Genomic DNA, 13,393 nt, shown 5'->3' on the forward strand with positions numbered 1-13,393 from the left:
AATAGGAGGCAGCAGATAATGATATAAGGGAGGCAGATTATGAACGAATTTTTGACAAGTTATCTAGGCGGCATCATACCGGTAGCATTCAGGATTCAAAGTGGTGAGGAAAGCATGATCGTAGGAAGGGATCGGCCTGAGTTTACGATCACGCTTAACGAAGATCTGGACAAGAAAGAATTGCTGACCAGTACTTCTCTGGCGCTTGGGGAGGCTTATATGAAGGAAGAACTGGAAGTAGACAGGGACTTATATGAAGTCTTGAATCTGTTTCTTGGACAGATGGGAAAGTTTAAGATGGATAAATCTGCTTTGAAAAAATTAATCCTTACATCAAAAGCAAAAAAGAACCAAGAAAAAGAGGTAAGGTTCCACTATGATATCGGCAATGAATTCTACCGTCTGTGGCTGGATGAAACGATGAGTTATTCCTGTGGATATTTTAAAAATGCAGAGGATACGCTGTATGACGCGCAGGTTAATAAGGCGGATCATATTCTGGAAAAACTGCAGCTTCAGGAAGGAATGACCTTGCTGGATATCGGATGTGGATGGGGATTCCTTCTAATGCGGGCTGCAAAAAAATATGGGATAAAGGGAACCGGCATTACGCTAAGCAAAGAGCAGTACCAGAAGTTTTCAGAGGACATCGAAAGGGAAGGATTGAAAGACCGGCTGCAAGTCGAACTGATGGATTACCGGGATTTGAAGCATAGCGGCGTCCAGTTTGACCGCGTGGTGAGCGTAGGGATGCTGGAACATGTGGGTAGAGGCAACTATGAATTATTCATGGAGAATGCAGAGGCAGTGTTGAAGCCGGAAGGGTTATTCCTTCTGCATTACATCAGCGCACAGAAGGAGCATGAGGGCGATCCATGGATTAAAAAATATATTTTTCCTGGAGGGACGATTCCCAGCCTGCGTGAAATTATCGATATTCTTCCGGAATATGAATTTCACGTGCTGGATATTGAAAGTCTTCGCCGTCATTATAACAGGACCCTGCTTTGCTGGCGTGAGAATTTCCTGAAGCACAGAGCGGAGATTGCCAGAATGCAGGGAGAGGAATTTACCCGCATGTGGGAACTTTACCTGGCTTCCTGCGCGGCGACATTTAATAATGGAATTATTGATCTGCACCAGATTCTGACCTCGAAAGGAATCAACAACAGACTGCCGATGACCAGGGTGGTATAAGCATAAGGGGGGGATAGGCCGCATGCGCCGTCTCCCCTAATTGGTTATTGATTTTCTATGAAATCTGTGCTAACGTATCCTATATTATCTATTCTATTTTGCCAGTAAGCTGGCGTCAGCAACTCTTCCGCGGATTCTGCGGGCCAATTCAATTTGAATGATGATATTTTAGAAGGGAGCAGTCTATGGGTAAGAACGACATAGCAGTAAAACAATGGCTTTCTGCAAAAGACCGGTTTGCAGATTTATTTAACATGTTGATTTTCGGAGGCAGCACGGTCGTGCATCCGCAAGACTTGGAAGATATGGAGGGAGAGGCAGATATCTTTGTTCCTGACAAGGCAGGAGGGGAGAATGGGATGCGCCTATCTTTTTTCTGCTGAGCAAATATAATGGCAGGGAAGAAGGCGTATCGGAGGCCCTTGACATCCTGGACAGGCAGATACAGGAATTTTACCAAATATACAGCCGGAAAAACCAAGAGAAAGAATAGTCGAGAGATTCCGTAGATAACTCTACAATGGGATGAAGAGAATTCCAGGATACATTAACCTTTTCTTAGGAATTAAACAACAGAATATTAAAGTATGGGTAACTCTTATTCAGTAGAATATTACTGAACAAGAGTTATTTGTTTATAATAGGAAAGGATTGGTGTATAACATGGAATATAGAATTAGGAAGCGCTATAAAAAGAAAAGGCGGCATTTTATAAGGAGGGTTGTTATTAGTATTGTTGCAGTGGCGGTTTTGATTTTAGTTGGAAGGAAGTTTACTCCTAATACTGCAATAGATCTGGAGAACTTATATAGTCCCTATTCAATTTTAACTGATCTGGATTCAGGGAACGCTCTTGCTGAACATAATGCACAAGATCGGATTTATCCGGCATCGCTTACCAAAATTATGACAGCCATACTGGCAATTGAAAATACGCAGGACATGGAAGAAGTTATAACACTTCCTACGGATTTTTTCTCAAAACTGTATATAGAGAATGCTTCTATGGCTGGCTTTCAGCCGGGAGAGCAGGTCCGTTTAAAGGATTTGCTTTACGGCATGCTTCTTCCGTCTGGTGCGGAATGCTGTCTGGCTTTTTGCGAGAGGATTGCCGGCTCCGAGGAAGCGTTTGTGAGACTAATGAACAAGAAGGCAGGGGAACTGGGGTTGGAGAATACGCATTTTTGCAATTCAACAGGACTGCATGATTCGGAACACTACTCCACTGTGAAAGATATTTCTGCTCTTTTGCAGTATGCTTTAAAAAATGAAACCTTTAGAGCTGCCTTTACAAGCAGTCAATACAGTACGCTTCCATCGGAGCAGCATCCGAAGGGTTTTACATTTTACAGTACGATGTTTGAATGTATGGAAAGTACAAAATTTACTGGAGGAAAAATCATAGGAGGAAAAACGGGATATACGAAAGAAGCAGGATTATGTCTGGCAAGCCTGGCTGAAATAAATGGGAAAGAAGTCATTTTAGTAACTGCTAATGCGGATGGAACGCACCAGACAACACCATTCCATATTCTGGATGCTATGAATGTGTATCGTCAGATGGGGGAATCGTCTGTATGTTATAGCAGTAAATTTTCACCTAATGGATATCTTAGGAAACAATTTATAATTTCATAATGAATATTAAATATAATATTAATGTCAACCTGATATAATATGTAACATTTAAATGAAAAGGAGAATAATGCCTTGAGCGAGAAGATACTTGTCGTTGATGATGAGAAAGAAATTGCTGATTTGATTGAAGTATATCTTCAGAATGAAAATCTGAATGTATACAAATTCTACTCAGGTACAGAGGCGCTTGCCCATATGGAGAGCGTAGATTTTGACCTTGCCATATTAGACATTATGCTTCCGGATATCAGTGGTCTTTCTATTTGCCAGATTATGAGGGAGAAGGGCTGCGCTTGTCCTATCATCATGCTTACGGCAAAGGATGAGGAAACCGATAAAATTACCGGACTTATGCTCGGTGCAGATGATTATATTACAAAACCCTTTCGCCCGCTTGAATTGGTAGCGAGGGTAAAGGCGCAGCTTCGCCGCTACAAAAAATACAACACGGTCTCTGCTGCCCCTGCGACAGAGACAATTCTTGAATATGCCGGATTGACTATGAATATCAAGACATATGAATGCCTGCTTAACGGAGAAAGTCTATCGCTGACACCTACGGAATTCGCGATTCTTCGGGTTCTTCTGGAGCGCAAGGGCAGCGTGGTCAGTGCGGAGGATTTGTTTCATGAAATATGGCAAGACGAATACTATAATAAGAGCAATAATACCATTACCGTACACATTCGTCATCTTCGTGAAAAAATGAAGGATACCGGCGGAAATCCCAAATATATCAAAACTATCTGGGGGGTGGGCTACAAGATTGAAGATATTTAAAAAATCAGAATACAACTATTCAAAACTTAGCCGTCTGACATATATCAAAGGAGTATTTATTACGGCGGGCGCTGTCCTGATCATATTTCTCCTGCGGTTATTAAGCAGGGGGCATCTGGCAGACAGAATTGCCGAATGGATAGCGCGTCAATTCTCGCTAAGTGATTTCCAGGCTGAGATGGCCTATTTCAATCTTATAACCCTTAACATGCAGTATATACTTGCGACGGTAATCATCATATTCATGCTTCTGCTATTTCGGATGCTGCTAAATTCATATAAAAAATACTTTGATGAAGTCGTGAACGGGATTGACCAACTTATAGATGAGGACGGACAGATATCGTTATCTCCAGAATTAGAAGTTGTTGAACATAAACTGATTCATGTAAGCCATACGCTCAAAATACGCGATGATGAGAAGCAGAGAGCGGAGCAGCAGAAGGATGACCTTGTAGTTTATCTGGCTCACGATGTAAAGACACCGCTTACTTCTGTTATGGGATATCTAAGCCTTTTGGATGAAAACCCGGACATGCCTGACGGGAAGAAATCAGAATATATCCATATTGCATGGGAAAAGGCTAATCGGCTTGAAACTTTGATCAATGAATTTTTTGAAATTATACGTAATAATTCGGAATCTGCTCCCCTTCAAAAGACAAAAATCGACCTGTATTATATGATGGTACAGATTGCAGATGAACTGTATCCGCAATTGAATTCATGTGGAAAACGCATTGAGAATAATATTAGCGAGACGGTCGTGTTGTACGGAAACCCTGATAAATTGGCGAGAGTATTTAATAACATTTTGAAAAATGCCATAGCTTACAGTGTGGATCACAGTGTTATAACGATATCGGCCCAGGAACGACCTGGAAAAACTGTGATTAAATTTGAAAATGAAGGAGATATTCCGAAAGACAAGCTCCAAGTGATTTTCGATAAATTCTATCGCTTGGACAGTTCGAGACTAAGTGCGACCGGTGGTTCTGGACTTGGCCTTGCTATCGCAAAAGACATAGTGATACGACATGGTGGCGACATTAAGGCTGAAAGCAGTAATGGAGTTACGGTGTTTAGCATTGAACTCCCATCAATCCCATGCAAAGTTTCCGACGAGATGTGTTAACAATTCTTAGGATTTCATTTATCATTCTTTAAACAATCATTTATTTCAATTTAAAAAATTGCCTGTTCTTTCATGGTATTCTGAATCAACCTGAAAGAGCAGGCAATTTTTATGAAAGGATGGAGACAAATTATGAAACAGTTATATCGAAGTTTTACAATCCTATGTCTGATAGCCGTGATTTTTTCTATGACGGGATGCAGTCATAATACCAAAGATGATGAAACGGGGGAATCCTATGTCGCAAGGTTTTTTGATATCCCTGATGAGGTGAAAGGGATTTCAAGGCTCTTAGCAAGTGATGAGACTGCCTATATGTGCTGCTCAGAAAATGATGAGGTTTCGTACATAGCATCCATATCAATGGATGGCAGTGACTTTCAAAAACTGCCGTTACAAACGGAGGATTCGATAGAATTCCTGGATTTTGGTATAGATCAACAGGGCTGCATATGGACCGTCTGCCGGGATCATGCCGGAGGTTACAGTCTGAAAAAATTTGACAGCAGCTACACGGTAGTTCAATCTGTTGACTTGACTTCGGTATTGGACGATGCAGTGCTCTCATCTGTTGACAAGGATCTATCTATAAGTATAGATGCAAAGGGGAACATCTGCTTAGCAGCCAAATGTGGAAGTACCTATGCGTATCTTTTTGACAGCAGCGGACAGTTTTTATTTCCTCTCAATTATGGCGGGAATCTTATGACTACAATAACGACTGCCGAAGGAAAGATCGGAGTATGCGCTACGACTTCGGATCGAATGAACTACGATCTGCTTACTGTGGATATGGATAATAAGAATTGGCATAAAGATATTATTTATCTGGGTGCAGTGACGGGAATTTATGGAGGTCATACTAGCAATTTTTACCGTTTTGACTCTTCAAGCCTGTATGGATACAACTCTGGGGAGCAGGAAGGCAGACGTATCTTTGGCTGGTCCGATATGGGACTAAATACAGCAGATGTTCACTTATGTGAACTTGAGGACGGACGATTTGTGGTTCTTGCCGCATCCTCCAACCAGGCCTCCGTGCTCTCATATGAGATGGCTGTCCTTACGAAGGGCAGCGATAAACGGACTGTTCTCAGCATGACTAGCCTGACGGCGAATCCGAGTGTTGTCCAGACGGTTTCAGATTTTAATAAGACAAATAAAGAGTATAAGATCGAACTGACGGAGTATTTTCCGTATGAACAAAACGTATCCGATGAGGACTGGAATAATGCCATAACGAATCTTAACACACAGATTATCTCTGGAGACATACCAGACATTCTGGATATGAGCGATTTATCTGTCCAGATCTACCATAACAAGGGATTGCTGGAAGACCTTTATACATACATGGAGAAAGATCCGGAAATTAACAGGGATGATTATTTTGGAAATGTATTTGATGCTATAGGTATTGATGGCAAACTGCCATACATCACAAATGGCGTGGCCGTATCCACAATGCTGTCTGACGCAAGTGCACTTGGCGATACTGCTGAATGGACACTGAAAGACTTGGAGGATGTTCTTGAAACCTCTGGAACGAACGCCATAAGTAATCTGTCAAGTGAAGCATTTCTCAAAATAATGCTGCAGACCAGCGACAGTCTTGTTGACTGGAGTTTGGGCGAGTGCTTTTTCGATTCTTCAGAGTTTATCGAATTGCTGGAATTTGCCGGGAAAATCCAGGATAACATCGCTGGAAATAATACGGACATGAATGCGGGTCTGGCTTCTTATGAAACGATCAACAGCGTATATCAAATTGCACGATACAGAGATTTATATAAAGGGAACCTGAACTTGCTCGGTCTTCCAAGTGACAGTGGCGAATATCACGCGGTCAAGCCGGAAGTAAAGATCGGAATATCTTCATCTGGCAATCATAAGGATGGCGCATGGGAGTTTGTCAAAATGTTTTTGATGGAGGAACATCAGGAATCTTGTTATATGCTTCCAATCCACAAGGGGGCATTTGATACAGTCATGCAGGCCGCCATTGATGGGAATTCTATGTGGACTCTGGTATACGAGAACTTAAAGGCAGCGCAGGAGGATGCAGAGACTGTGAAGGGACTGATAAGCGGTGCTTCTTATGTGGTGAACGATAATCTGACTTTGGAAAATATCGTATTAGAAGAAGCAGCCCAATATTTTGCTGGGATAATGAGCGCACAGAAAGCCGCTGAAAAGATTCAAAGCCGGGCAACGCTTTATATAAAGGAGCAAATGTAATCTAATAATAAGAAAGGAATTATGATTTATGAAAAAATGTATTGTCAGCCTGTATGTAATCATCTGCTTAGGGATATTCTTATTTGCCGGGTGTGCAAGTGCAGATACGAACGATAAGACGAATAAGGAGAAAAAGGCCCCAGCCGGGGAAGACGCATTTGCCAATGCAAATGATATGTTCAAATCTGCTGATCTTTGCGGTACAGTTAATGGCTGTTCGGATACGGGATGTACCATAGCTCCATTGCCCTTTTCTTCAATTGAGGACGATGGGACATCGTCTTCTGAAGGTGTAGGAAGTAATGACATTATTTATACGGATGAAACCATATTTCAAAAAGCAAGAGTCGATTCTGATGGAAACACCTATTCTATAAGCGATGGTGGGAAAAATGAACTGAAAGATGGTGATATTATATTGTGTTTCGGGAATCTGCAGGCAGATGATGCTTACTTGGCAGAAAAAATTATTATGATCGAATTCAATTATGATTAATTATACAGGAGATGAGACACCAATGCTTGTACATATCAAGGAAAAGATCAAGGATATTGTCACAGATGATAAGCGTAAGCCTTTTATTAGCAACCGCGTACAACGTATAGCCATACGTCTAATATCCTCATTCTTTGCATTAATTCTTTTATTCACAATTGTTTCCCGTGTTTCCGGCTCTGCTGCCGTTGCAAGCGTTCAGGTATCAACAATGACAAGTGGGGAATTGACTGCTCAAGCCGAAATTGATGGAACAATTGATGCGGAAGATGGCATATCAATCGTCTTGCCAGAGGGCCTCAAGGTAATCGCAGTCAATGCAGAGAAAGGGAAAAAAGTAAACGAAGGAGAGGCATTGCTTGAATTTAATAAGGAAGCCATTGAACGCGAACGGGAGAAACTAGAGGACGAGATTTATATTCTGAACCAGAGAATCAGCCTTTCGGGGACAGGAAGCAGCGACAGTGTTCTTGAAGCACAGCAGGCCTTAGAAGATGCGCAGGAGGCGTATAACCGTTTGACCGCTAATTCCGGGCGGAATGATTGCGCAGATCTTGAGGCGGCGCTTACGAGCGCAAAAAATAACCGAGACAGGGTACTTACAACTACAAAACAGGCTTTTGTTAAAGAAGCGGAAGACAATCTAAAAAGTGTAAAAGAATCCGCGGAAAATGATATCCGCCTAGCGCAGCAGGCGCTCTCCAAAGCAGAGTATGGGACTCCTGCCTATGACAGCGCACTCCAGAATCTTGAGAACCAAAAGAAGTACTGGGAGAATGCAATTACGGAGGCAGAAGAAAAACTGAAGGCGGAAAAGAGCCGGACCGATTTTTCGAATGAGGCAGCAGTCATGGAGGCACAGGCTGCGATTGACGATGCAAAGAACGCCTTGGAAAGTGCAAAGAGGGAGTCTGAATATTCCAGAGAAGATGAACTCTATGCTGCAGAAAAGGACATTGAAGCGGCACGGCGGGCATTGAAAAAGGCTCAGGAACAGGCGTCCGTATCACAGACAGAAACTGAGATTGAGATCCTTACATACAAGTCTGAGTTGTCAGATAAGGAAAAAATACGTGATACACTGCAGGATATCCTGGATCATGACGGCCATGTGACAGCTCCGGCTTCCGGCATCGTATTGAAAACCTTGGAAAAGGATTCAAAAACGGAAGAAGATGTTGACGCGGTTACGATTTCCCGTAAGGGGGAGGGCTTTGTATGTAAGGGCAGCCTTGAAGAAGAAAGCGCCGAGAACTTCTCTGTGGGCGATACGGGAGAACTTAGTTATAGACTGGATGGCAGAACACAAAAGCTAAATGCTCAGATCACCTCGATTAGCGCGCCCGATAAGAACAAAAAGGTTCTGGTAACAGTCGCGCTGCCCGATGGGACCTATACGCCCGGCATGTCCGCGCAGTTTTCCCTGAGCAAAAAAAGCGAGACATATCAAAACTGCCTGCCGCTGACCGCGCTTAGAAGCAGCTCTGACGGCGATTACATCCTTGTACTCCGGAAACAAAGCACTGTAATGGGAACAGAGTGGATTGCCGCGCGGGTTGACATCATTGTCAGAGACAGGGACAGCCAGATGATGAACATTGAAAGCACGGAAGATGCGCTGAATTATTCGGATCAGGTGGTCACAGGTTCCAACAAGGCTATTTCGGAAGGAGACAGAGTGCGTATTGAAGACTAACAATTCTATACACTGCCGGGTTCTGGCAGTAACAGCAATACTGACTGCTTTCGTCTGGTGCATGGCTTGTTCATTCTACAGTACGACCATGGACTCTTGCGCCAGCATCAGTGTCCGATGGAAAAATGGAGGCGTCAGTCCGTCTGCTCTAGTCAGACAGCAAAATAATGCCAAGAAGGACGGTATAGCAGATCAGCCGGAGGTCACATTATGGCAGGTATACTCCGCACAACAGATCATGGATTCGGATATGCGCAATACAACAGCAAATGTGGTGGCTGTTTTTGGGGAGTGTGAGGATATCACGACAAAATCTATGCTCTATGGCGCTTTCCCCTCAAACTCTGATACACAAGGATGTGCTGTAAGTTCTGGGCTGGCATTTTCCCTTTGGGGAAGCACGCAAGTGCTCGGCGTCCAAGTTAGGATTGAAGGAGAAGTATTCTATGTGCGTGGTGTATTTGAAGATGATAATGCAAGGGTATTTCGGCAGGCCGAGTTCGACAAAACCCTGTCCAATATGCAGCTGACATTTCCTGGCGGCGGAACACGGGAGGATGCGGAGCGTTATCTTACTGCTGCAAACTTCATGGGAGGTACAATTCTGGACTTGCCTCTGATGGGAAGGGGATTTCGTATTCTTTTTAGATCTCCTGCTATCGTTTTAGCATTTGGCATTATTGTAAGGCTGTTAAGGCGCGCAAGAAAACTCTGGCATTACCAAGCGTGGCTGTTTTCCTATCTGCCGTTTGTCCTTGCTGTCTTGGCTGTACTTATGCTCTGTATTGATTTACCAGAGATCCCTTCCAGTTTCATCCCTTCCAAGTGGTCTGATTTTGAATTCTGGAAAGATCTGTTTCTTAGTCATTGGAAGAATGTTACGAGATGGACGTCGGCAGCGCCAACCTTCAGAGATAAAGAACTTTGGGGTTCGGCATCAGCCATGCTGCTGCTTTCTATATTCGCAACGATCCTTGTAGCAGTATCGGCAGCGATGACTTCTATACGTTCCTATAAGAATATGGTCCTGACCTGTGCGGCATACATACTGACGCTTTGCTTGATATCCCTGGGTACGGCATCATCCGGCAAACTATCATTCTGCAAAGAGATGTACCTTGTGCCTTGTCTGTGGATCGGTATAGATTACATGCTCTATTGGCAAGGAAGAAGATTTGACTTGGCATCCCATGAAAGGAGGCTTTCTGATGATAAAAATACTTCTAATGCAACGGAAGAAACAGTGGAACAAACATGATTACAAGGCTCCATGGAAAGAACGTATCGTGCCGTGGCTGTTTCTGGCTCCCAGCCTGTTTGTTGTGAGCGTAATGGTACTGCTCCCGCTCTTGGATGCGTTTCGCCGATCCTTTTTCCTCGCTGTCAGCAGTCGATTCGTTGGACTACAAAATTATATTTCCGTTCTGGGCAACAGCGCGTTTAAGCTGGCAGCGGGTAATACCGCGAAATTTATAGCGGTTTGCATGCCGCTGCTGCTTGTGATCTCCCTGTCAGTTGCCCTGATGCTGACTGCCTTTCAGGAAAAACATGGAATTTTCAAAACCTCTTTTCTGGTACCCATGGCAATTCCTGTGGCCTCAATTGTTCTCCTGTGGCGCGTCATATTCCATAGAAACGGGCTGCTCAACGGGATACTGGCGCCTTGGGACGCTGCTCCGGTTGATTGGATTGGCAGCGCCGCTTCTTTTGGAGTACTGGTATTCGCATATCTCTGGAAAAATTTCGGGTATGACATGGTGCTGTGGCTCTCAGGCATCAGCGCCATTAATCCTGCATTGTATGAGGCGGCGCAGATAGACGGCGCGGGGAGTATCAAGCGGTTTGTAAAGATCACGTTACCAAACCTCATGCCAACTCTGTTCACGGTTACCGTGCTGTCTCTGCTCAATTCATTCAAAGTGTTCAGGGAAGCCTATCTCATCGCTGGCAGCTATCCTGATGACAGCATTTATATGCTTCAGCATCTGTTTAACAATTGGTTCAGCAACCTGGATGTGGATAAAATGTGCGCAGGCGCTGTGATGATGGCATCGCTGGTATTCATTCTAATTATGATATTACAGAAGATTTTGAATCGAGGTGGCAGCGTATGAAAAAATGGTTCATCGGACTCGTCCTTCTTTTTATAGCTGTTTTTATATGGGTGTTGCTGTGGATGCTCTTCTCCGGCACTCTTATGGGAGCCGGAGAATTGTCTTCGAATCTTGCTCCGGTTCTGGAAAGCGATGACGGCTTCGCTACGTGGCCCATCATTGCAAATTACCCGACTTTGCAGGCATATGTGGAACTGCTGCTGGATACGCCTCAATTCTTCACGGTATTCTGGAATTCCTGTAAACAGGTTTTTCCGATCATACTCGGTCATATAGTTTTAGGCGCCCCTGCAGCGTGGGCATTTGCACGTTTTGAATTCCGTGGGAAAAAAGTGCTGTACACCTTATATATTGTCCTTATGCTGATGCCCTTTCAGGTAACTATGGTTTCCAGTTATCTGGTGCTGAATAAACTGGGGTTTATTGATACCATATGGGCAATTATCCTGCCCGGCGCAGCCTCTACTCTTCCGGTGTTTATTATGACGCGCTTTTTTCTGTCGATACCTAGTGCCGTAACGGAAGCAGCGGCTGTGGATGGGGCGTCACCCATTCAGACGTTTTTGAGACTTGGGCTGCCTCTCGGGGCTCCGGGAATCCTCTCAGTTGTCGTGTTGGGCTTTCTGGAATACTGGAACGCGATGGAAGCGCCGCAGGCATTCCTGAAAGACCAGACCCTTTGGCCGCTATCGCTCTATATGGCGAACATTACAGCTGACAATGCCGGAGTATCCCTGATCGCGTCCCTGATAACACTTATGCCGCCTCTCCTGATCTTTCTGTTTGGGCAGAGATACCTTGAGCAAGGCATTATATCTTCTGGAATGAAGGATTAAAATACAGGACTGATATATTGAAGGAGCTGATTATGGAAAATAGATTTCAGGCAAGTGGCCTACAAATACACAACGTAAATAAATGGTATCCCGGAGACGTTCACGCTGTCATTGATATGAATATGGAGATCGAACAGGGCGAATTTATTGTTTTCGTTGGCCCCTCCGGCTGTGGCAAGACTACACTGCTTCGCATGATTGCAGGGCTTGAGGGCATCAGCAGCGGCGAGGTCATTATGGATGGAAGGGTCGTTAACAGAGTGCCGCCCAAGAAACGAGATATAGCGATGGTATTTCAGAACTATGCCCTTTATCCGAACATGAAGGTAAAGGATAATATTGCGTTCCCCCTTAAGATGCGCCATACCGGGAGGCAGGAAACAGCGTCGAAGGTAGCAGAGGTTGCAGAAAAACTGGAATTGAATACGCTGCTTAACAGGAAGCCGGGCGCCCTTTCCGGCGGTCAGCGGCAGCGCGTAGCCCTTGCACGGTCAATGGTGAGAGAGCCGAAGCTTTTTCTCATGGATGAGCCGCTGGCTAACCTGGATGCAAAACTCCGTGTTGAGATGCGCCGGGAGATTATAACGCTCCAGCGGGAATTAGGGGTAACAACAATATATGTCACGCATGACCAGATCGAAGCCATGACCATGGGAACGCGTATTGCTGTCATGAACGGCGGTGTTCTGCAGCAGTTTGGAACGCCCCAGGAGATCTATCAGCATCCTGCCAATATGTTTGTTGCCGGATTTATAGGCTCTCCCAATATGAATTTATGGAATACAGAGCTTGTTTCCGAGAATGGACGTAATTTTCTGACCCTGGGGAAAGCCCGTATTCCTGCAGGCAAAGACAGTTATCCTGCGGATCAATTGCAAGAGCCGCTCAAGGGTGGGATTCGTCCTGAACACATTGAACTTGTTGCGCCGGATACATGCGGCGCAATCCGGATGACCATCAGCATGCTGGAGAATACGGGGCGTGAGACAGCGATTTTCCTTACAGCGCCCGGCATGCCGGATCTTGCCATTGTGACGGATGCTGATTTCTCGGGGCAGCCCGGACAGGTGGCGTACATTCGCCTGAGGCCGGAAAAAATACATATATTTAATGCCAAGTCACACGCCATCACTCATGAAAAGTGATTGGCGCCATTATCATTTTTTCAACCAGAACGAAATCATCCTCTTTTTTGCTGCTCCAGTATTTTAATATTGACAATAGTGTGCGCCGCACAGTATAATGAAAACACAAGGAGGAGAC

Annotated in this window: 12 protein-coding genes; all 12 read left to right on the top strand. The window is 44.4% G+C overall.

From position 1 onward, the window contains the following. Nucleotides 1-39: 39 nt before the first annotated feature. The 12 genes from HDCHBGLK_RS07565 to HDCHBGLK_RS07625 all read left to right on the top strand — a co-directional run bounded on the left by HDCHBGLK_RS07565 (nucleotide 40) and on the right by HDCHBGLK_RS07625 (nucleotide 13,275). Nucleotides 40-1,197, top strand: a complete 1,158-nt coding sequence (locus HDCHBGLK_RS07565; RefSeq protein ID WP_004607786.1) for an SAM-dependent methyltransferase — start codon at nucleotides 40-42, stop codon at nucleotides 1,195-1,197. A gap of 185 nt (nucleotides 1,198-1,382) precedes the next feature. Next, nucleotides 1,383-1,580 (top strand): hypothetical protein, encoded by a 198-nt coding sequence (locus HDCHBGLK_RS07570; protein ID WP_004607785.1) that lies wholly within the window; start codon nucleotides 1,383-1,385, stop codon nucleotides 1,578-1,580. Between the two features lie 280 nt (nucleotides 1,581-1,860). Next, nucleotides 1,861-2,835 (top strand): D-alanyl-D-alanine carboxypeptidase family protein, encoded by a 975-nt coding sequence (locus HDCHBGLK_RS07580; protein WP_004607784.1) that lies wholly within the window; start codon nucleotides 1,861-1,863, stop codon nucleotides 2,833-2,835. Between the two features lie 72 nt (nucleotides 2,836-2,907). Beyond that, nucleotides 2,908-3,615, top strand: a complete 708-nt coding sequence (vanR, locus tag HDCHBGLK_RS07585; RefSeq protein WP_004607783.1) for a VanR-ABDEGLN family response regulator transcription factor — start codon at nucleotides 2,908-2,910, stop codon at nucleotides 3,613-3,615. After that, nucleotides 3,602-4,750, top strand: a complete 1,149-nt coding sequence (locus tag HDCHBGLK_RS07590) for a sensor histidine kinase (protein WP_004607782.1) — start codon at nucleotides 3,602-3,604, stop codon at nucleotides 4,748-4,750. The genes vanR and HDCHBGLK_RS07590 overlap by 14 nt, the downstream gene beginning before the upstream one ends. Before the next feature lie 132 nt (nucleotides 4,751-4,882). Then, the gene (locus HDCHBGLK_RS07595) at nucleotides 4,883-6,988 is read left to right on the top strand and encodes an extracellular solute-binding protein (RefSeq protein WP_039909879.1); all 2,106 of its coding nucleotides are present in this window, start codon (nucleotides 4,883-4,885) and stop codon (nucleotides 6,986-6,988) included. A gap of 28 nt (nucleotides 6,989-7,016) precedes the next feature. Then, complete coding sequence (locus HDCHBGLK_RS07600) at nucleotides 7,017-7,484, top strand: hypothetical protein (RefSeq protein ID WP_004607780.1); 468 nt, start codon at nucleotides 7,017-7,019, stop codon at nucleotides 7,482-7,484. A 22-nt stretch (nucleotides 7,485-7,506) separates the two neighbouring features. Beyond that, nucleotides 7,507-9,180 (top strand): hypothetical protein, encoded by a 1,674-nt coding sequence (locus HDCHBGLK_RS07605; RefSeq protein WP_039909878.1) that lies wholly within the window; start codon nucleotides 7,507-7,509, stop codon nucleotides 9,178-9,180. After that, nucleotides 9,170-10,438 (top strand): hypothetical protein, encoded by a 1,269-nt coding sequence (locus tag HDCHBGLK_RS07610; RefSeq protein ID WP_050755149.1) that lies wholly within the window; start codon nucleotides 9,170-9,172, stop codon nucleotides 10,436-10,438. Before HDCHBGLK_RS07605 ends, HDCHBGLK_RS07610 begins: the two co-directional genes overlap by 11 nt. Beyond that, on the top strand, nucleotides 10,407-11,294 hold the full coding sequence (locus tag HDCHBGLK_RS07615) for a carbohydrate ABC transporter permease (RefSeq protein ID WP_039909902.1): 888 nt from the start codon (nucleotides 10,407-10,409) through the stop codon (nucleotides 11,292-11,294). The genes HDCHBGLK_RS07610 and HDCHBGLK_RS07615 overlap by 32 nt, the downstream gene beginning before the upstream one ends. Beyond that, nucleotides 11,291-12,130 (top strand): carbohydrate ABC transporter permease, encoded by an 840-nt coding sequence (locus tag HDCHBGLK_RS07620; RefSeq protein ID WP_004607776.1) that lies wholly within the window; start codon nucleotides 11,291-11,293, stop codon nucleotides 12,128-12,130. Before HDCHBGLK_RS07615 ends, HDCHBGLK_RS07620 begins: the two co-directional genes overlap by 4 nt. Before the next feature lie 32 nt (nucleotides 12,131-12,162). Further along, nucleotides 12,163-13,275, top strand: coding sequence for an ABC transporter ATP-binding protein (locus HDCHBGLK_RS07625; protein ID WP_004607775.1), 1,113 nt, complete (start codon nucleotides 12,163-12,165; stop codon nucleotides 13,273-13,275). Nucleotides 13,276-13,393 lie beyond the last annotated feature (118 nt).

The organism is [Clostridium] scindens ATCC 35704, from assembly GCF_004295125.1.
GTDB lineage: Bacteria > Bacillota > Clostridia > Lachnospirales > Lachnospiraceae > Clostridium_AP > Clostridium_AP scindens.